Source organism: Streptomyces sp. NPDC002088 (genome assembly GCF_040296605.1).
Lineage (GTDB): Bacteria > Actinomycetota > Actinomycetes > Streptomycetales > Streptomycetaceae > Streptomyces.
The window spans coordinates 256,771-275,983 of record NZ_JBEOXO010000008.1; the positions used below are offsets into that span (position 1 = coordinate 256,771).

The 19,213-nt window shown below is 72.0% G+C and carries 17 protein-coding genes; all 17 read left to right on the forward strand.

Annotation, left to right across the window (positions count from 1 at the left end; all coding sequences use genetic code 11):
- The first annotated feature begins 56 nt into the window (after positions 1 to 56).
- The 17 genes from ABT114_RS19705 (at position 57) to ABT114_RS19785 (ending at position 19,207) form a co-directional block, all read left to right on the forward strand.
- Entirely contained in the window at positions 57 to 1,988 is a 1,932-nt protein-coding gene (locus ABT114_RS19705; RefSeq protein ID WP_351144079.1) for an oxidoreductase, read from the forward strand.
- A gap of 226 nt (positions 1,989 to 2,214) precedes the next feature.
- On the forward strand, positions 2,215 to 2,754 hold the full coding sequence (locus ABT114_RS19710) for an aromatic-ring-hydroxylating dioxygenase subunit beta (RefSeq protein WP_351144080.1): 540 nt from the start codon (positions 2,215 to 2,217) through the stop codon (positions 2,752 to 2,754).
- 20 nt (positions 2,755 to 2,774) lie between these two features.
- On the forward strand, positions 2,775 to 4,184 hold the full coding sequence (locus tag ABT114_RS19715; protein ID WP_351144081.1) for an aromatic ring-hydroxylating oxygenase subunit alpha: 1,410 nt from the start codon (positions 2,775 to 2,777) through the stop codon (positions 4,182 to 4,184).
- On the forward strand, positions 4,181 to 4,990 hold the full coding sequence (locus ABT114_RS19720) for an SDR family oxidoreductase (protein ID WP_351144082.1): 810 nt from the start codon (positions 4,181 to 4,183) through the stop codon (positions 4,988 to 4,990). Before ABT114_RS19715 ends, ABT114_RS19720 begins: the two co-directional genes overlap by 4 nt.
- A complete protein-coding gene (locus ABT114_RS19725) occupies positions 4,987 to 5,673 on the forward strand; it encodes an isochorismatase family protein (RefSeq protein WP_351144083.1) in 687 nt (228 codons plus the stop codon). Before ABT114_RS19720 ends, ABT114_RS19725 begins: the two co-directional genes overlap by 4 nt.
- Positions 5,670 to 6,932, forward strand: a complete 1,263-nt coding sequence (locus ABT114_RS19730) for an NADH-ubiquinone oxidoreductase-F iron-sulfur binding region domain-containing protein (RefSeq protein WP_351144084.1) — start codon at positions 5,670 to 5,672, stop codon at positions 6,930 to 6,932. The genes ABT114_RS19725 and ABT114_RS19730 overlap by 4 nt, the downstream gene beginning before the upstream one ends.
- A 51-nt stretch (positions 6,933 to 6,983) precedes the next feature.
- Positions 6,984 to 7,181 (forward strand): ferredoxin, encoded by a 198-nt coding sequence (locus ABT114_RS19735; protein WP_351144085.1) that lies wholly within the window; start codon positions 6,984 to 6,986, stop codon positions 7,179 to 7,181.
- A 65-nt stretch (positions 7,182 to 7,246) separates the two neighbouring features.
- Positions 7,247 to 8,017 carry an SDR family oxidoreductase gene (locus tag ABT114_RS19740; RefSeq protein WP_351144086.1) on the forward strand — a complete coding sequence of 257 codons (771 nt, stop codon included), beginning with the start codon at positions 7,247 to 7,249 and terminating at the stop codon, positions 8,015 to 8,017.
- Between the two features lie 85 nt (positions 8,018 to 8,102).
- Complete coding sequence (locus ABT114_RS19745; protein ID WP_351144087.1) at positions 8,103 to 9,110, forward strand: 2,5-dihydroxypyridine 5,6-dioxygenase NicX family protein; 1,008 nt, start codon at positions 8,103 to 8,105, stop codon at positions 9,108 to 9,110.
- Between the two features lie 169 nt (positions 9,111 to 9,279).
- On the forward strand, positions 9,280 to 10,398 hold the full coding sequence (locus tag ABT114_RS19750; RefSeq protein WP_351144088.1) for a DODA-type extradiol aromatic ring-opening family dioxygenase: 1,119 nt from the start codon (positions 9,280 to 9,282) through the stop codon (positions 10,396 to 10,398).
- Entirely contained in the window at positions 10,391 to 11,272 is an 882-nt protein-coding gene (locus ABT114_RS19755; RefSeq protein WP_351144089.1) for a nitrilase-related carbon-nitrogen hydrolase, read from the forward strand. The genes ABT114_RS19750 and ABT114_RS19755 overlap by 8 nt, the downstream gene beginning before the upstream one ends.
- Positions 11,269 to 11,565 (forward strand): hypothetical protein, encoded by a 297-nt coding sequence (locus ABT114_RS19760; RefSeq protein ID WP_351144090.1) that lies wholly within the window; start codon positions 11,269 to 11,271, stop codon positions 11,563 to 11,565. The genes ABT114_RS19755 and ABT114_RS19760 overlap by 4 nt, the downstream gene beginning before the upstream one ends.
- Positions 11,565 to 12,368 carry a GntR family transcriptional regulator gene (locus tag ABT114_RS19765; RefSeq protein ID WP_351144091.1) on the forward strand — a complete coding sequence of 268 codons (804 nt, stop codon included), beginning with the start codon at positions 11,565 to 11,567 and terminating at the stop codon, positions 12,366 to 12,368. The genes ABT114_RS19760 and ABT114_RS19765 overlap by 1 nt, the downstream gene beginning before the upstream one ends.
- A gap of 141 nt (positions 12,369 to 12,509) precedes the next feature.
- Complete coding sequence (locus tag ABT114_RS19770) at positions 12,510 to 13,286, forward strand: maleate cis-trans isomerase family protein (RefSeq protein WP_351144092.1); 777 nt, start codon at positions 12,510 to 12,512, stop codon at positions 13,284 to 13,286.
- Positions 13,208 to 13,840: a hypothetical protein gene (locus tag ABT114_RS50595; protein WP_502988344.1), complete on the forward strand. Its 633-nt coding sequence runs from the start codon at positions 13,208 to 13,210 to the stop codon at positions 13,838 to 13,840. Before ABT114_RS19770 ends, ABT114_RS50595 begins: the two co-directional genes overlap by 79 nt.
- Positions 13,841 to 13,940: 100 nt before the next feature.
- Positions 13,941 to 17,807, forward strand: a complete 3,867-nt coding sequence (locus ABT114_RS19780) for a Pls/PosA family non-ribosomal peptide synthetase (RefSeq protein ID WP_351144093.1) — start codon at positions 13,941 to 13,943, stop codon at positions 17,805 to 17,807.
- A 74-nt stretch (positions 17,808 to 17,881) separates the two neighbouring features.
- Entirely contained in the window at positions 17,882 to 19,207 is a 1,326-nt protein-coding gene (locus ABT114_RS19785) for a M1 family metallopeptidase (protein ID WP_351144094.1), read from the forward strand.
- The last annotated feature ends 6 nt before the right edge of the window (positions 19,208 to 19,213 follow it).

Below are 19,213 nucleotides of genomic sequence, written 5' to 3' on the forward strand. Positions count from 1 at the left end.
GCACAAACTTCGCAGAGCTTTACAGAACTTCACATTCAGTCGCAGGAGGCATCATCATGGCTTTCACCAGTCTGTCCCGCCCCGGCACCATCGGTTCCCTGACGCTGCGCAACCGCGTCGTCAAGTCCCCGAACACCACCGCGACCTGCAACCCCGACGGCACGGTGACCCAGCGCACCGTCAACCACTACCGCCGGCTCGGCGAGGGCGGCACCGGCCTGGTCATGGTCGAGTACACCTACGTCGACGACGACGCCAGCAAGTCCATCCACGGCCAGCCCGGCGCCGCCAACCAGAACCACGTCGCGGGCCTCGGCTGGCTCGCCGACGAGATCCGCTCCACCGGCGCCGCCGCCGGCCTCCAGCTCGTGCACTGCGGACGCCAGAAGTTCCTGAGCATCAAGCCGATGAAGTCCGCCTCCGACTCGTCCTGGGACGTCATCGAGGCGCCGTTCGGGGTGAAGCCCGAGCCGCTGACGCTGGATGAGATAGCGGGTGTGGTGCGCAGCTTCGGCGAGGCCGCGGCCCGCGCCTACCAGGCACGCTTCGACCTGGTGGAGATCCACGCCGGGCACGGCTACATGATCACCAACTTCCTCTCCCCGCACACCAACAACCGCACGGACGCCTACGGTGGCTCCTTCGAGAACCGCTCCCGCATCCTCCTGGAGATCGTCGACGCGGTCCGCGCCAACGTGCCGCGCGACTTCCCGCTCAGCGTGCGCATGTCGGTGACCGACTACGAGCCCGACGGCATCACCATCGACGAGTCGGTGCAGCTCGCCAAGCTCCTCGAAGAGCACGGCGTGGACGTCATCCACGCCTCCGGCGGCCACCACGCCCGGATGGAGTGGGAGGTCAGCTCCTGGTACATGCCGCGGCAGCCGCACCGCTGGGGCTGGGAGAAGATCAAGCCCGAGGTGTCGATCCCGGTGATCGCCTCCGGTTCGCTGGTCACCCCCGAGATCGCGAACGAGATCCTGGAGTCGAACAGCGCCGATTTCGTGTCGCTGGGCCGTGCCATGCTCGCCGACCCCGAGTGGACCAACAAGGCGCTGTCGGGCCGGCAGCTGGAGATCGTGCCCTGCATCCGCTGCAACGACGGCTGTCTGCACCGCGGCATCGACGCGAAGCGCTCGGTGGGCTGCACCGTCAATCCGCAGGTCGCCGAGGAGGGCCGGTTCCCGGTCGGTACCGCGCCCGTGGCCAAGCGCGTCGCCGTCGCCGGCGGCGGCCCGGCCGGACTGCGCGCCGCAGCCGCCCTCGCCGACCGCGGCCACACCGTCACCCTCTACGAGCCGGGCGTCCTCGGCGGCGCCCTGAACCACGCCACCGGCTCCACCGTCAAGCAGGACCTCGCCGCGCTGCGCGAACACCTCGTCCACGAGGTCACCCGCCGCGACATCGAGGTACGGGCCGAGGCCGCCGACGCCACCGCCCTCACCACGGGCTACGACGAGGTGATCATCGCCACCGGCGCCCCCCAGCGGGAGTTCACCGGCGAGATCGCCGACGACGCCCTCGTCCTGCTCCCCGGCGACGTCACCGCCCACCGCGACGAACTGACCGGACGCCACGTCGTCGTCGTCGGCGGCGGCTTCCAGGGCAGCGAAACCGCCCTGCGCCTGGCCGAACTCCCCGGCACCACCGTCACCCTCGTCGAAGCCGGCACCACACTGTTGCGCGGCGACGAGGTCAAGTACGACGCCCTCATGCTGCCCGGGCATCTGACCGAGGTGGGGGTCGAGGTGCGGACCGGTGCGGAGGTGATCGCCGTCGACGCCAAGGGCGTGCGCCTGGCCGGCACCGACGAACCGCTCGCCGCGGACGCGGTGGTGCTCGCACTCGGCCGCGAGCAGGCCTCGCCGCAACTGGCGGACGCCGTGCGGGAGGCCGACGTACCGGTCCGCGTCATCGGCTCCGCGACCAAGCCGGGACGGGTCTTCGACGCCCTGCACACCGCGCACTTCGCCGCACGCCTGGTCTGAGGCATATCCGGGACGTGTACCCAACGGATGGGGGGGAGCCCGGGGGTGGTCACCCTCGGGCTCCCCAGATTTGGACATATATCTACATTCAAGTGCATTTCGCCGCCTTGACTGCCGGCGCAAACGCAAGGGGAACGAGAAGGCAACAACCTTTTACACCCAACCTCTTGTAGCCCCGCAGTACTGGATGCAAAATTGTATTCACTTCACCAGAGGAGTGTGACGGATGGACTCGACCCTGTCTCGGGTCACGGCGGACACCGCCCTGTACGCGGAAGTCCTGGACTGGATCCACACCGAGGCCGAACTGCTCGACGACCTGCGCGAGCGCGAATGGCTAGAGAACATGGTCAGCCGCGACGTGCACTATGCCGTCCCGCTGCGGCAGACCGTCGAACGATCCCGGGGACGCGGGTTCTCCCCCGACACGTACCACCTGCTGGAGACCTACGGCTCGCTGAGCAGCCGGGTCGCCCGCAACGAGACCCAGTACGCCTGGGCCGAGGACCCGCCGTCCCGGATCAGGCACTTCGTCACCAACGTGCGTGTCGAGCAGGCCGCGGACGCCGAGGGCGCAGACGTCCTCCACGTCAAGAACAACCTGCTCCTGTACCGCACCCGCCAGGACCAGAGTGTCCCCCAGCTGCTCGCGGCCGAACGCCACGACCAGCTGCGCCGCGAGGACGGACAGCTGAAGCTGCTGCGCCGCGAGGTCCTCCTCGACCTGACCGTGATCCGCACCCACAACCTGGCGATCTTCTTCTGAGCCCTGCCCTGGAGCGCACCATGACGAGCAACACCGAAGCCAGCCGGCTCCTTGACGCGGTCACCGACGGGGCCGAGAAGGGGTCCATCCCCGCGTCGATCTTCGGCGACCCCGAGCTGTATCGCCAGGAACTGCGCAACGTCTTCGGACGTTGCTGGGTCTTCCTCGCTCACGAGTCCGAGATCCCCGCCAAGGGCGACTACGTCCTGCGCAAGATCGGCGAGGACAACTTCATCGTCGTCCGTGACGACGAGGGCAAGATCAACGTTCTGTTCGACGCCTGCCGCCACCGCGCTGTGCAGGTGTGCCGCTCGGACTCGGGCAACACCTCGCACTTCCGCTGCCCGTACCACGGCTGGACGTACAACACCAAGGGCAACCTGGTGGGCGCGCCGCTGTGGCGCAACGCCTTCGGCGGCATGTCCAAGGAGGACAACGGGCTCGCCTCGGCCGCCAAGGTCGAGTCGTACCAGGGGCTGGTCTTCGCCACGCTCGACCAGAGCGCGCCGCCGCTCAAGGAGTACCTGGGCGGCATGGCCTGGTACCTGGACCTGCTGTTCGGTCTGAACGAGCACGGCATGGAGATCCTCGGCCCGCCGCAGCGGTTCGTCATCGACGCCAACTGGAAGTCCGGCGCGGAGAACTTCTCGGGCGACGACTACCACCTGGGCACCCTGCACCGCTCGGTGTGGGAGATCGGCGCCTTCCCGGTGCCGTTCCACGAGAACATGATGGGCTATCACATCCAGGCGTCGCCCGGACACTCGCTCTCCTTCTCCATGGCACAGGACGCCAACGAGCCCGGCCCGAACTTCTTCGGCTTCCCCGACGAGCTGGCCGAGACGTTCAACACCACCAACATCAGCGCCGACCAGCTCGAAGTGGCCCGCCGCTCGCGCGTGATGGTCGCCAACGTGTTCCCGAACTTCTCGATGCTCGCCCTGCCGATGACCGAGGACGGCTCCCACCACGCGCCCGTCGGCATCCTGACCCTGCGCACCTGGCAGCCGGCCGGCCCGGGCAAGGTCGAGGTGTGGAACTGGTTCGCCGGGTACAAGAACCTCACTCCCGAGCAGAAGGACCGCGCCTACCGCGCCGGTCTCGGCACGTTCTCCATGTCCGGCGCCTTCGAGGTCGACGACACCGAACCGTGGATCACCACCAGCCGCAACGGCTCCTCCACCGCCGCCCAGCTGCTCGACTTCCAGCTCAACTACGAGATGGGCATGCCGGGCATCGGCATCTCCAAGCCGGTCAAGGAGTGGCCCGGCCCGGGCCGTGTCCAGTGGACCCGCTACGAGGAGGGCGTGCAGCGCAACATGTACACGTTCTACGCCCAGATGATGCGCGCCGAGCCCGGCCAGTGGCCGTCCTTCGCCTTCCCCGAGGACGCCTCCGACAGCTCCGCCGAGGGCGAGGGCCAGGCGTGACCGGGCGTCTCGAAGGCGAGATCGCGCTCGTCACCGGCGCGGCCGGCGGACTCGGCTCGGCCGTGGTGCGCCGTTACCTCGCCGAGGGCGCGAAGGTGGTCGCCGCCGATCTGCGGCCCGGCCCGCTGAAGGAACTGGCCGAAGCACTCGGCTCCCCGGCGGAGCTGGTCACCGTAGCCGGTGACGCCTCCGACTGGGAGACGTCGAAGGAAATGGTGGAGGCCGCGCACCGCGCCTTCGGCCAGATCAGCGTGTACACCTCGTGCGTGGGCGTCTACGACCACAACGTGCAGTTCAGCGAAATCGCGGGCGACCAGCTGGGCGCCGCCCTCCTGGAGTGCTGGCGGATCAACGTCGGCTCCGTGCTGGTCAATCTGCGTGCCGTCCTGGACGACCTGGCCGCCACGCGCGGCCGGGCCGTGCTCACCGGCTCGTACGCGGCCCACGCGCCCGGCGGCGGCGGGGTGCTGTACACCTCGTCGAAGCACGCGCTGCTCGGTGTGGTCAAGCAGCTCGCCCACGAGCTGGCCCCCAAGGTACGGGTCAACGCGGTCTCTCCGGGCGTCCTGCCCACCGTGATGACCGGCCTCGGCACGCTCGGCCAGGGCGCCAAGGACGCGGTACTGCCGGGCACCGAGCAGGCCCTGCCGCTGCGTCAGATCCCCACCGGCGACGAGCTGGCCGGGCTCTACGTCACCCTCGCCTCGGCCTCCGACACGGCCGCCGTCACCGGCACCGTGCTGGTCGCCGACTCGGGGCTGCTGACGCGGGGTCTCGGTTCCCCGTCGGGGGGCGACGAGCTGTGAGCGCCACCGCTCAGGGCGAGGCGGCCGTGCGCGCGCTGTACGCACAGCGCGGGCTCGGCGGCCGCCTCGCCCCCGGCAGCCGGCCCGTCGTCGTGGTCGTCGACCTGATCAACGGGTTCACCGACCCCGACTGCCCGCCCGGCAGCGACCTGGACGCCGTCGTCGCCGCCAACCGAACCCTGCTGGACGCGGCCCGCGCGGCCGGCACCCCGGTGGTGTTCACCACCATCGCGTTCGCCGCCGACGGCATCGAGGGCGCGGTGTGGCTGCGCAAGATGCCCGCCATGAAGGTGCTGCTCGAAGGCACCCCGTGGGTGAAGGTCGACGCCCGCCTCGGCCGTACCGAGAACGAGCCGGTCGTCGTCAAGCGCGCCGCCTCCGCGTTCGCGAACACCGGTCTGACCACGCTGCTCGCCACCCTCGGCGCCGACAGCGTGATCATCACCGGCGCCACCACCTCGGGCTGCGTCCGCGCCACCGCGGTGGACGCCTGCGCGGCCGGCTACCCGGCGTTCGTCGTCGCCGACTGCGTCGGCGACCGCGCCGCCGGACCGCACGAAGCAAGCCTGTTCGACATCGACGCGAAGTACGGCGACGTCATCGGGCTCAAGGAAGCGCTGGGCCTGCTGCCCGACGCGTCCGACGCAACACCCGCACCGCCCATCGGAGATGTCGCACCGTGACCCCTGCTTCCGTACTCGCCGAGCCGCACGCCGAGGGCGCCGCCATCGCCCAGCGTGCCGCCGTCCACCCCGCGATCACGCCCCGTCTGGTCGTCCCCGGCAGTGAGGACGCCCGCCTCGACCTGGCCGCCGAGCGTGCCCTCGGCACGTACCAGCCGGGCACCGAAGGCGCCCAGTTCCTCGACGAGTTGGAGCACTCCGGCCTGCGCGGCCGGGGTGGGGCGGCGTTCCCCGCGCACATCAAGTGGCGCGGCGTCGCGGCGGGCGAGGGCCCCCGCGTGGTGGTCGCCAACGGCGAGGAGGGCGAGCCCGCCTCCGGCAAGGACCGCTGGCTGCTCACCCACCGCCCCCACCTGGTGCTCGACGGGCTGCTGCTCGCCGCCCGCACGGTGGGCGCGGGACGGGCCGTCGTCTACCTCTCGCACCCCCAGACGGTCGCCGCCGTCCAGGGCGCGCTCGACGAGCTGACCGCCGCCGGTGACGACCGTGCCGCGCAGGTGGAGATCCACGTCGTGGACCCCACCTACGTGGCCGGTGAGGAGAGCGCCCTGTGCCGCTCCATCAACGGCGGTCCTGCGCTGCCCACGGCCAAGCCGCCGCGCCCGCACGAGAGCGGCGTCGACGGACGCCCCACCCTCGTCTCCAACGTCGAGACCCTCACGCACGCCGCCTGGCTCGCCCGTAACGGCGCCGACGCGTTCCGCACCGAGGGCACCGACGCCTCGCCCGGCACCGCCCTGGTCACGCTCTCCGGCGCCTGCGGCAGCCCCGGCGTGTACGAGGTGCCGCTGGGCCGCACGATCCGGCAGCTGTTCGACGAGGTCGGCGGCGGTCTGGCCGAGGAGACTCACGGCTTCCTGGTGGGCGGCTGGTTCGGCGGCGTGCTGCGCCGCGACCGCGCCCAGGACGCCGCCTGCTGCTACGACGCCCTGCGCGCCCTCGGCAGCGGCCTCGGCTGCGGCGCCATCACCGCGCTCGGCGCCGACGACGCCCCGCTGCGGGTCGCCGCCGACCTGGCCGCCTGGTACGCCCGCGAGACCGCCGGTCAGTGCGGGGTCTGCGTCAACGGCACCAAGTCCATCCGGGACACCTTCGCCCGGCTCGCCGACGGCGGCGGCAGTGCCGACGACCGCGACAAGCTCGCCCGCTGGGGCGACACCCTCCCCAAGCGCGGCGCCTGCGCCTTCCTGGACGGCGCGGCCACCCTCGCCCGCTCGGCGGTCGCCGAGTACCCCGAGGCATTCCCGGCCGACGCCTGACGCCCGCCCCCCCTTCCCACCACGCCCACCGCAACGCATCAAGGAGCGCACATGAAAGCCGCAGTCGACGCCACCAAGTGCAACGCCTACGGAACCTGTGCCGACCACTGCCCGTCGGTCTTCCAGCTCGACGAGTGGGGCTACGGCTCCGTCATCGGCGACGGCACCGTTCCCGAGGCCGACATCGAGGCCGCCAAGATCGCCATGGCGGACTGCCCCGAGAAGGCCATCACCCTGATCGAGGCCTGACCGGCCCGGCCCCGCAGTCGTACCACCCGCATTACGCGCACCACCCGCATCGCCCAGGAGGACCCATGGATCTCGGCCTCAACGGTCACGTCGTCGCCGTCACCGCCGCCAGCCGCGGCATCGGCGCCGCCGTCGCCCGCCAGTTCGCCGCTGAGGGGGCGACCGCCGTCGCCGCTTCCCGTACCGCCCCGTCCGTCGACGACGCCGCGCCCGGCCGGATCCTGCCGGTGAAGCTCGACCTGGCCGACGCCGAGGCCACCGCGCGCTTCGTGCCCGACGTCGTCGCCGAGCACGGCCGGCTCGACGCCCTGGTGGTCAACACCGCCGGCCCCAAGCTCGGCCCGTTCCTCAACACCACCGACGACGACTGGAGCGCCGGCTACGACCTGCTGCTGCGCCCGGCGGTGCAGCTGGCCCGGGCCGGTGCCCGGCAGATGGTCGAGCAGGGCAGCGGCACCATCGTCTTCCTGACCTCGACGTGGGTGCGCCAGCCCGCCCCCGGAGGGGTGCTGTCCTCCTCGTTCCGCTCCGCCATCGCGGCCATGGCCAAGCAGCTCGCCTCCGAAGTCGCCCCGGCCGGCGTCCGCGTCGTCCAGGTGATGCCGGGGGCCACCGGCACCGACCGGATGCGCAACATCGTCGCCTCCAAGTCCGCGGGCAACGGCACCAGCGAGGACGAGGAGATCGAGAAGATCGTCAAGGACATCCCGCTGGGCCGCTGGGGCAGCGCGGAGGAGATCGCCTCCTCGATCACCTTCCTGGCCTCGCCCCGTTCCTCCTTCACCACCGGAGCCTCCCTGGTCGTGGACGGCGGCGCCGTCCGCTCCCTGCCCTAAACAGGCCCGCTCCCCAGCACGCACCACCCGCCACCCGGGGGTGTCACACCCACCGGACACGCCACACAGAATTGGGAACCCCACCATGCCCCGTACGCTGCGTGAACTCTTCGTCGAACAGCTCCGCCTGTGCAAGGTGACCTCCGGCCAGCAGGTCGGTGTCATCGCCGAGATGGGCCAGAAGAACGAGTACGTCGAGGCCGCTGTCGCCGCCGCCCGTGACCTCGGCGCGTCCGCCCTGGTGCTGACCGCGTCCAGCCTGTCCAACCCGATGCTGCCCCCGTACGAGCCGGACGGCCGCGAGGTGCCCGCGCTGCTCGCGGCCGCCGCCGAGTGCGACATGGTCGTCGACGTCACCGTCGGCGGACTCATCCACTCCGACGTGCGGACCCGTATCACCGGCAACGGCAAGCGGATGCTGTTCGTCGCCGAGCCCGCCGACGTCCTGGAGCGTCTGATGGGCGACGAGCCGCTGCGCGGGCAGGTCGAGGCGGGCGGGCGCAAGCTGAACGCCGGCTCCACCCTGCACGTCACCAGCGCCGCCGGCACCGACGTCACCGCCGACATCTCCGGCGACAGCCTGCCCATCACCCACCAGTGGGGCTACGTCGACGACGAGCACCGCTGGGACCACTGGCCGAGCGGCTTCGTCGCCTGCTTCCCGCACGACCGCACCGCCGAGGGCGTCATCGTGCTGCAGCCCGGCGACGCGCTGATCCCGTGGCAGCGCTACGTCCGTGACGAGGTGAAGATCTCCATCGAGAAGGGCTTCATCACCAAGGTCGAGGGCCCCGGCGCCGACGCGCACCTGCTGCGCGACTACTTCGAGGCCTGGGACGACGAGGACGTCTTCGCCGTCTCCCACATGGGCTGGGGCCTGCTGCCCGCCGCCCGCTGGTCGGCGTTCGACGTGTACGACCCGCGCAGCCTGTACGGGCAGGAGCTGCGGTCCACCGCGGGCAACTTCATGTGGTCGACCGGCCCGAACCGGTTCGCCGACCGGGAGACCCCGGCGCACCTGGACATCCCGATGCGCGGCTGCACCGTCCGCATCGACGGCGAGGCCGTCGTCGAGGACGGCCGGCTGGTCTGACCAACCCGGGCGGGGCGGGCCCGTGCACCCCGCCCCGCCGCCTCCGGGCCGAGGCGGGCCGTAACGGCCCGCCCTGACCCGCCCCCGGCCGGGACGGGCCGTGCACCCGCCCCGGCCACCCTCCTCCCCTTCCCCCGCACCTGCCTCTCCCACCTTTCAGGAGCGCATCTTGAACCGCACCACACTGGAGCAGGCGATCCTGTCCCTCGCCCGGGACCAGGAACTGCTCGCCGCATTCCGTGCCGCTCCCGAGGCGGTCGGTACCGACCGGCTGGGCCTGGACGCCACGTGGTCCGCTGTCATCGCGGCCGGCGACCGGGACCGGCTGCGCTCGGCCGGACTGCCCGACGGCATCACCATCCTGGTCAGCCGCTGGTTCGCCGACGACCTGGCGGATTCCACCAGCAAGGGTGCCTTCCACGTCGACACCACCACCCCGCTGCCCGACCCGGACGTGCCGGCCAACCTGGTCTTCGCCGGCGGCGCCTCGCACGTGCCGGACCTGCTGGCCCGCCCGGAGATCGACCCCGAGGACCAGGTGCAGCGGCTGCTCGCCGGTTACGAACGGCTCGCCAAGGACATCGCAGCGGCCGACCCCGACGTGATGATCGTCACCGCCGACTGCCACTTCCAGTCCTTCCGCACCGGCGCCTACGTCATCGGCACCGGCGCCTCCTACTCCGGCTCCATGGAGTTCTTCAAGCGGCCCGACCTGAACATCGAGCTGACCGGCGCGCCGAGGTTCGCGCAGCAGCTGGTGAACGCGGTGCGCGCCGAGGGCCTGGAGGTGGAGGAGTCCACCGAGTTCCCGCTGGACCACGGGCAGATCGTCCCGCTGCAGCTGCTGCTGCCGCGTCCCGACCTGCCGGTGGTGCCGATCATCACCCAGCCCGGCCGGTCCTTCTCGCCGTTCGGCGCGCGCGTCTTCGGCGAGGTGCTGCGGGACGTCGTGGCCACGCGCGACCTGAAGGTCGCCGTCCTGGCCACCGGCGGCCTGTCGCACTGGCTGGACCCGGGCAAGTTCGGCAAGGCGGACGTCGAGTTCGACACGTTCCTCCTGGAGTTGCTGCAGGCCGGCCGTGGCCTCGACGCCGCCGCGCTGGAGCCGTACGCGCTGCTCGACCACGGTCAGTACGAGTTCCCGAACTGGCTGATCATGCTGGGCATGGTCGGTCCGGGCGTGCGCGGCGAGGTGTACGCGTACGAGCCGATGGAGGCGTCCGGCGGCGGCTGGGCCGTCGTCAACATGCAGCTGCCGGAGGGGGCGGAAGGTGACGGCGATGAGTGAGGGGCGCGTGCTGCGCGTCGGGCTGACCCAGTGGCATGCCACCCGTGAGCCCGCCGCCAACCTCGACAAGGCGCTGGCCGCGGTGCGCGGATGCGCGGCGGACGGCGCGGACCTGGTGCTGCTGCCGGAGAACGGTCTGATGCTCGGCAGCAACGCCGAGATGCGGGAGCAGGCGTTCACCGCCGAGTCCCCGGAGATCACCGAGCTGCGGCAAGTGGCCCGGGAAACCGGTACGGTTGTCGTCCTCGGCGGCATGAAGCACCGCAGGCCCGACCAGGTCACCAACTCCGCGCTCGTCATCGACCGCGATGGTGCGCTGCTCGGCGCCTACGACAAGATCCACCTGTTCGACGCCCGGGTCGGTGGCGTGTCCTTCGAGGCCTCCGGTGTGGAGCGCGCCGGATCGGAGCTGCTGCTGCTGGAGGTGAACGGCGTCACGATGGGTCTGACCATCTGCTACGACGTGCGGTTCCCCGAGCTGTACCGTTCGCTGGCCAAGGCCGGCGCGGAAGTGCTGCTGGTTCCCGCGGCGTTCACCCGGACCACCGGCCGCGCGCACTGGGAGGTGCTGCTGCGGGCGCGGGCGATCGAGAACGGCGCGTTCGTCGTCGCCTCCGCCACCGTGCACGGCGAGCAGCCGGGCGAGGACGCCTTCGAGACGTACGGCCACGCGCTGGCGGTCGCCCCGTGGGGCGAGGTGCTCGCCGACCTCGGCGACGCGCGGGCCGCCCACCGTGTCGTGGAGCTGGACCTGGCGGCGGTGGAGCGGGCCCGCACCACGCTGCCGGTGCTGGAGCAGTCCCGGCCCGACGTCTACACCGGCAGCCCGCAGCGGCTGACCGCCGGACAGGCCGTTCCCGAGGGGGTGCGATGACCAGGCCCGAAGACGACGGCATTGTCCGCCGTGGCGACTGGATCGGTATCGGCAACGAGTTCAGCGGCGTCCGGCTGCGCAAGGTGTGGACACCGCAGGGCGAGCGGCTGGAGATCGAGGTGCCCAAGCGGGGCTACCGGATCCTGCTCGACGCGATGCAACTGGAGATCGTCGCCGCGCAACGGCCGGAGAAGTTCAGCCAGTTGTTCGCCGTACAGCTCGGCTCGGACGACGACGTCGAGCGCGACAACGACAATGTGCCGGACGACGGACACGGGGACGGAGATCGCTGATGGCCAGAACGGGGCGGACGGTCGAGGAGATCTACGCCGAGCTGCGCGAACGCATCCTCGACGGGCTCTACGCGCCCGGGGTGCGACTGTCGCAGCAGACGCTGGCTGACGAACTGTCCGTCAGCCGTACCCCGCTGCGGGAGGCCCTGCACCGCCTTGAGGCCGATGGGCTGGTGGTGGCCGAGGCCAACCGGGGCATGACCGTCAGCCCCGCCCATCACGAGCAGGCGGAGCAGTCGTACGCCACCCGTCTGCTGATCGAGCCTCCGCTGGTGGCCGCACTGGTGGGCAAGGTAGGCGAGAAGGACGTCCAGGAGATGGCCGAGGCACTGGAGGCGATGGAGCGTACCTCGGCGCGCACCAAGGACTTCCAGGAGGCGCACCTGCGGTTCCACACGCTGCTGCTGCACCGCTATCCGCCGCTGCTCGCCGACATGACGACCGAGCAGCACTCCCGCATCCTGCGCCACCAGCGGCTGCACCTGACCCGGCCCACCGTGCCCGACGACTTCACCCGGATCGACCGGCAGTTCCTGGACGCGGTGCGCGACGGCGACGGGGAGCGCGCCCGGCAGCTGCTGGAACTGCACCTGATCGACGCGGCGTTGGGCATGGCGCTGGACATAAACCCCGACTACAACTTCGACTCGCTGCTGATCGTCGCCCGGGGCCTCGGCCTGGACCTGGAGCACGCGGCCGACGGCAGCGTGACCCGGCCCGTGCGGCTGGCCTGGCGGCGGCCCGGCGCGGTGCCCATGCCGCACACCGTCACCGGCAACCTGGAACACCGCCCGGCCACCTGACCCCGGGCGCCAGCGCCAAACGCCCCCACCCCCCCACCGCCCCTCAAGCCTCACCCTCAACTCCCACCCTCAGCCGTCGGCCCGCGCGCCGCTGGTCCCTGTGGCCTGCCCGGCCGGCCCTCGGTCCCACCTTCGAAAGGCATGTCCGCCATGAGTACGCCCGCCCACCGCGTCGGCATGATCGTCCCGAGCTCCAACACCACGATGGAGACCGAGATCCCGGCCATGCTCCAGGCCCGTGAAACGATCCGGCCCGAGCGGTTCACCTTCCACTCCGCCCGCATGCGCATGCAGCAGGTCACCCCCGACCAGCTGTCCGCGATGGACGCCGCTTCCGACCGGTGCGCCGTCGAGCTCGGCGACGCCGACGTGGACGTCATGGCGTACGCCTGCCTCGTCGCGATCATGGCGCAGGGCAAGGGCTACCACCGCACCAGCCAGCAGCGGCTGGAGGCCGCGGTCGCCGAGTCCGTCGGGGAGCGCAAGGTGCCGCCGGTGCTCTCCTCGGCCGGCGCGCTGTCCGAGGCGCTGGAGCACCTCGGGGCGAAGAGGATCTCCGTGATCACGCCCTACATGAAGCCGCTGACCGGCATGGTCTGCGACTACCTGGAGGCCGAGGGCCTTGAGGTGCACGACTCGCTGAGCCTGGAGGTGCCGGACAACCTCGACGTCGGCCGCCTCGACCCGTCGCGGCTGCCCGAGCTGGCCCAGAAGGTCGACACCAAGGGCGTCGACGCGCTGGTGCTGAGCGCGTGTGTGCAGATGCCGTCGCTGCCCGCCCTGCAGACCGTGCAGGACGCCTTCGACATCCCCGTGGTCTCCGCCTCCGCCGCCACCGTGTGGAGCATCCTGCGCTCCCTCGACCTGGAACCGGTCGTCCCGAACGCAGGCGCGCTGCTCTCCGGCGAGATCGCCTGAGGCGCGGGCCGTCGCGCCGGGGCCGGGCGCGCGGCGCACGCCCCTACCCGGAGGTCGCGGGCGGTGCCCTGACCTCCGACGCGTTCCATGTCAGCGCCCCGGACCCGTCGGGCGCGGGCGCCGGGGCGGCGATTGGGGAGGCACTGCGCGCGTCCGGCACCGCGCCCGGCGACGTCGACCACATCTGCGCGCACGGCACCAGCACCCGGATCAACGGCCGCACGGAGACCCTGGCGATCCGTCAGGTCTACGGCCCGCACGCCTACGACCTGGCGGTCAGCTCACCGAAGTCGATGGTCGGGCACCTCATAGGGGCGGCCGGCGCGCTGTCCGCGATGGTCTGCGCGTCGGCGATCCGCGACGGCATGGTCCCGCCTCGACACCCCCGGAACAGCACGGAACTGCCCCCTGAACGTCCGCACTTCGGGCTGTCGGTGGGGCATCTCTCATCGGGCGCGGACCACCAGCTCAGCACCCGCGGTCCGGTGCCCGGAATCCCCCGGGCGGCCGCCCCAAGTGGCCGGATACCAGGAGGGAATCTAGCGTCGTACTAAAATTTCCAGCTTGTTAACCACGCTGGAGCCGGACAACCCCAGGCAGACCTGCGGGCCCGCCGGCGCCCCGGAGGCTTCCGGGAACGAGACGCGAGGACCGATGGCAGCCATAGACGAGAGCAATGCTCTCGGCCTGCTCGACGAAGAGATCCGCGCCCGGTTCGGCGACACGGCGCGTTTCTCCGCGGGACCCTCCGCATCGCCCCGCACGCTCGTCGACATGCTCGAGGCCACCGTACGGTCGTATCCGGACGAACTCGCTCTGGACGACGGCACCGACCGGCTCACCTACCGTGCCCTGGCCGTGGCGGTGGAGCGGCTGCGGCGGCGGCTCGCGGCCGCCGGGGTGGGGCTCGGCGACCGGGTGGGTGTGCGGGTGCCGTCCGGCACCAACGACCTGTACGTCGCGATCCTCGCCGTACTCGCCGCCGGTGCCGCCTATGTCCCCGTGGACGCCGAGGATCCGGACGAGCGGGCCGAGCTGGTGTTCGGCGAGGCAAAGGTGCGGGCGGTCATCGGCGCGGGGCACGCGCTCACCGTCCACGGCAGCTCGGACGTCCCCACCGCCCGCCCGGGCGTAGAGCACGACGCCTGGATCATCTTCACCTCCGGCTCCACCGGGAAGCCCAAGGGTGTCGCCGTCAGCCACCGCAGCGCCGCCGCCTTCGTGGACGCGGAGGCGGCGCTGTTCCTCACCGAGGACCCGATCGGGCCCGGCGACCGGGTCATGGCGGGGCTGTCGGTCGCGTTCGACGCGTCCTGCGAGGAGATGTGGCTGGCCTGGCGGTACGGCGCCTGTCTGGTGCCGGTCCCCCGTTCCCAGGTCCGCAGCGGCGCCGACCTCGGCCCCTGGCTGGTCGAGCAGGAGATCACCGTCGTCTCGACGGTGCCGACGCTCGCCGCGCTGTGGGAGCCGGAGACCCTCAACGACGTACGGCTGCTGATCTTCGGCGGCGAGGCCTGCCCGCCCGAGCTGGTGCAGCGGCTGGTGACGGAGGGCCGCGAGGTCTGGAACACGTACGGGCCGACCGAGGCGACCGTCGTGGCCTGCGCGGCCCTGATGACCGGCGAGGAGCCGGTACGCATCGGGCTGCCGCTGCGCGGCTGGGAGCTGGCTGTCGTCGACGAAGCCGGGGAACCGGTGCCGATGGGCGGCAGCGGGCAGCTGGTGATCGGCGGGGTCGGCCTCGCCCGCTATCTCGACGCCGAGAAGGACGCGGAGAAGTACGCGCCGCTCAAGTCGCTGGGCTGGGAACGGGCGTACCGCAGTGGCGACCTGGTGCGGGCCGACCCGGAGGGGCTGGTGTTCCTGGGGCGGGCCGACGAGCAGATCAAGCTCGGCGGCCGCCGTATCGAGCTCGGCGAGGTGGACGCGGCCCTCCAGTCCCTCCCGGGGGTCGCGGGCGCGGCCGCCGCCGTACGCACCGCACGCAGCGGCAACCAGCTGCTCGTCGGCTATGTCGTCACCCAGGACGGCTGGGACCGGGCAGCGGCCGTGGAGAAGCTCCGCGCCGAACTGCCGGCCGCCCTCGTTCCCCTCCTCGCCCCGGTCGAGGACCTGCCGACCCGTACGTCGGGCAAGGTGGACCGCAACGCCCTGCCGTGGCCCCTGGAGGGGCTGGACAGCGGCGGAACGGCCGAGCAGCTCTACGGCACCGAAGCCTGGCTCGCCGAGCAGTGGACGGAAGTCCTCGGTATCCCCGTGACCGGTGCCGGCGACGACTTCTTCGCGATCGGCGGCGGCAGCCTCGCCGCCGCCCAGCTCACCACCCGGCTGCGCACCCGCTATCCGAGCGCCGCCGTCCTCGACATCTACCAGCAGCCGACCCTGCGCAAGCTGGCCCGCAGGCTTGAGGCTTCCACACGGAAGGCCGGCGAAAGCCGCTCGGTCGCCCCGGTGCCGAAGCGCGCCCAGCTGATCCAGCTGCTGCTCCTCGTTCCGCTGTTCACCCTGCTCGGGCTGCGCTGGACAGTCGTGCTGGCCGCGCTCGGGAACGTACTCCCCGCGTACTCCTGGCTGCCGACCGCGCCGTGGTGGCTGGTCGCGGCCGGGGCCCTGCTGTTCTTCAGTCCGCCGGGCCGCCTGGCGGTCGCCGCGGGCGGGGCCCGGCTGCTGCTGCGGGGCGTGCGGCCCGGCTGTCATCCGCGCGGTGGCGGCGTCCACCTGCGCCTGTGGACCGCCGAACGCCTGGCCGAGTTCAGCGGGGCGACCTCGCTGACGGGGTCCTGGCTGGAGCGGTACGCCCGCGCGCTGGGCGCCAAGGTCGGCCAGGACGTGGACCTGCACTCGCTGCCGCCGGTCACCGGCCTGCTCAAGCTGGGCCGGGGCGCGGCCGTGGAGTCCGAGGTCGACCTGTGCGGCTACTGGCTGGACGGCGACCGGCTGGAGATCGGCCCCGTCAAGGTGGGCGCGCACGCCGTGGTCGGCACGCGCAGCATCCTCTTCCCGGGCGCCCGCGTGGGCAAGCGGGCCGAGGTCGCCCCCGGCTCCGCCGTCACCGGGCAGATCCCGACCGGCCAGCGCTGGGCGGGCGCACCCGCGGTCAAGCTCGGCAAGGCCAAGCGCAACTGGCCCAAGGAGCGGCCGCAGCGGGGCCGGTACTGGCGGGCGATGTACGGCACGACCGGCGCCGCGCTGACGCTGCTGCCGGTGGCGGCGGCTTGCGCCGGCCTCCTCGTGGCTCGGGTGGTCGTTCAGCCCGGCGCGGGCCTCGGCGGAGCCCTGCGGGGTGCCGCGCTCGCGCTGGTGCCGGCGACGCTCGCCTACGGTCTCGCGTACGCGCTGCTGCTCCTGGTCGCCGTACGGCTGCTGAGCCTGGGCCTGCGCGAGGGCACGCACCCCACACACGGCAGGGTCGGCTGGCAGGCCTGGACGGTCACCCAGCTGATGGACCGCTCCCGGGAGACCCTGTTCCCGCTGTACGCCGGGCTGGTCACGCCGGTGTGGCTGCGGCTGCTGGGGATGCGGATCGGGCGGGGCGCCGAGGTGTCCACGGTGCTGGCGCTGCCCAGCCTGACGACGGTCGGTGAGGGCGCGTTCCTCGCCGACGACACGCTGACCGCGCCGTACGAGCTCGGTGGCGGCTGGGTGCGGATCGGGCGCGCGGAGATCGGGCGGCGGGCCTTCCTCGGCAACTCGGGGATGACCGCGCCGGGCCGGTCGGTGCCGGACGGCGGCCTGGTCGGTGTGCTGTCCGCGACGCCGAAGAAGGCGAAGAAGGGCAGCTCGTACCTGGGGCTGCCGCCGGTGAAGCTGCCGCGCAGCGCCGCGGGCGGCGAGCAGAGCCGGACGTACGATCCGCCCGCCCGGCTGCTGTGGGCGCGCGGCCTGGTGGAGCTGTGCCGGATCGTGCCGGTGTTCTGTTCCGCGGCGCTGGCCGTGGTGACGGTGGTGGCGCTGTGCGCCCTGGGTGCCTGGGCTCCGCTGCTGTCGGGGCTGGTGCTGCTCGCGGCGGGGGCGGTCGCCGGCGTGCTGTCGATCGTCGCGAAGTGGCTGCTGGTGGGGCGGCACCGCAGCGGGGAGCATCCGCTGTGGAGCGGGTTCGTGTGGCGCAACGAGCTGGCGGACACGTTCGTCGAGGTCGTGGCCGTGCCCTGGCTGGCCGGCGCGGTGCCGGGTACGCCGCTGATGACGGCGTGGCTGCGCGGGCTCGGCGCCCGCATCGGCACGGGGGTCTGGGTGGAGAGCTACTGGCTGCCGGAGACCGACCTGGTGACACTGGAGGACGCGGCCACCGTGAACCGTGGCTGTGTACTCCAGACCCACCTGTTCCACGACCGGATCTTGCGGACGGGTACGGTGGTCCTCCGTGAGGGTGCCACGCTGGGCCCTGGCGGGATCGTGCTGCCCGGCAGCACGATCGGGGCCCGCACCACGCTGGGTCCCGCGTCGCTCGTCATGGCCGCGGAGTCCGTCCCCGACGACACCCGCTGGCTCGGCAACCCGATCGAGGCATGGCGTCCCTGAACGCGGGCCACACGGAGCCGGTGGGCGGTGCACCGGCGGGTGGTTCGAGCACGGGTCAGGGAACGGACGGGGAAGTGGCAGTTCAGCAGACGGTCGGGCCGGACCCGTATTTCCCGGCCAACGGTGACTCCCGGTACCGGGTGCACCGCTATGAGCTCACGCTGGACTACCGGCCCGGCCCGAACCGGCTGTCGGGCACGGCGCGGATCAACGCCATCGCGGGGCGCTCGCCGCTGACCGAGTTCCAGCTGAACCTGGCCGACTTCAAGATCGGCCGGGTCCGGGTGGACGGCCGGCAGACGCACTACACCCACCGGGGCGGCCGGCTGCGGATCCGGCCCGCCAAGCCGGTCCGGGCGGGAGCCGCGTTCACCGTCGAGGTGCACTGGTCGGGCAACCCCCAGCCGGTGAGCAGTCCTTGGGGCGAGATCGGCTGGGAGGAGCTGGACGACGGGGCGCTGGTCGCGAGCCAGCCCGTCGGGGCTCCGTCCTGGTATCCGTGCAACGACCGGCCCGCGGACAAGGCGTCGTACCTGATATCGATCACGGCGCCGTCGGCGTACGCGGTGGTGGCGGGCGGGCGGCTGCTGACGCGTACGACGAAGGCGTCCACGACGACCTGGGTGTACGAGCAGTCCGCGCCCACGTCGAGCTATCTGGTCGGGCTGTCGATCGGCAAGTACCAGGCGGTGGTGCTGGCCGATCCGGGGATGGGCGGGGTGCCTCAGCACGCGCACATTCCGGCGCACCTGCTGCCGGAGTTCTCGCGGGACTTCGCGCGGCAGCCCGGGATGATGCATCTCTTCCAGCAGCTCTTCGGACCGTACCCCTTCGACGAGTACGCGGTGGTGGTGACGGAGGAGGAGCTCGATGTCCCGGTCGAGGCACAGGGGTTGTCGCTGTTCGGCGCCAACCACGTGGACGGGGCCCGGAGTTCGGAGCGGCTGGTGGCGCACGAGCTGGCGCACCAGTGGTTCGGCAACAGTGTGTCCATCGCGGACTGGCGGCACATCTGGCTGAACGAGGGCTTCGCGAAGTACGCCGAGTGGCTGTGGTCGGAGCGCTCGGGCGGCCGCAGTGCACAGCAACTCGCCGCCGCGGCACACCGGTTGCTGGCCTCGCTGCCGCAGGATCTGCGGTTGGCGGATCCGGGGCGGAAGTCGATGTTCGACGACCGGCTCTACGAGCGCGGCGGGCTCACCGTGCACGCGGTGCGGTGCGCGCTGGGCGACGAGGCGTTCTTCCGGATGCTGCGCGGCTGGGTGGGGCTGCACCGGGGCGGAACGGTGACGACCACGACGTTCACGGCGCACGCGGCCCGGTTCGCGGCCGAGCCGCTGGACGACCTGTTCGACGCCTGGGTGTACGGGACGGCGCTGCCGCCGCTGCCCACGGCGTAGGCAGCG

Excerpts from the sequence above, each read along its gene's own strand:
- ABT114_RS19740 (WP_351144086.1), top strand. The coding sequence starts at position 7,247 with ATGGATCTCGGCCTCAACGGTCACGTCGTCGCCGTCACCGCCGCCAGC.
- ABT114_RS19745 (WP_351144087.1), top strand. The coding sequence starts at position 8,103 with ATGCCCCGTACGCTGCGTGAACTCTTCGTCGAACAGCTCCGCCTGTGC.
- ABT114_RS19710 (WP_351144080.1), top strand. The coding sequence starts at position 2,215 with ATGGACTCGACCCTGTCTCGGGTCACGGCGGACACCGCCCTGTACGCG.
- ABT114_RS19705 (WP_351144079.1), top strand. The coding sequence starts at position 57 with ATGGCTTTCACCAGTCTGTCCCGCCCCGGCACCATCGGTTCCCTGACG.
- ABT114_RS19735 (WP_351144085.1), top strand. The coding sequence starts at position 6,984 with ATGAAAGCCGCAGTCGACGCCACCAAGTGCAACGCCTACGGAACCTGT.
- ABT114_RS19770 (WP_351144092.1), top strand. The coding sequence starts at position 12,510 with ATGTCCGCCATGAGTACGCCCGCCCACCGCGTCGGCATGATCGTCCCG.
- ABT114_RS19765 (WP_351144091.1), top strand. The coding sequence starts at position 11,565 with ATGGCCAGAACGGGGCGGACGGTCGAGGAGATCTACGCCGAGCTGCGC.
- ABT114_RS19755 (WP_351144089.1), top strand. The coding sequence starts at position 10,391 with ATGAGTGAGGGGCGCGTGCTGCGCGTCGGGCTGACCCAGTGGCATGCC.
- ABT114_RS19780 (WP_351144093.1), top strand. The coding sequence starts at position 13,941 with ATGGCAGCCATAGACGAGAGCAATGCTCTCGGCCTGCTCGACGAAGAG.
- ABT114_RS19715 (WP_351144081.1), top strand. The coding sequence starts at position 2,775 with ATGACGAGCAACACCGAAGCCAGCCGGCTCCTTGACGCGGTCACCGAC.
- ABT114_RS19760 (WP_351144090.1), top strand. The coding sequence starts at position 11,269 with ATGACCAGGCCCGAAGACGACGGCATTGTCCGCCGTGGCGACTGGATC.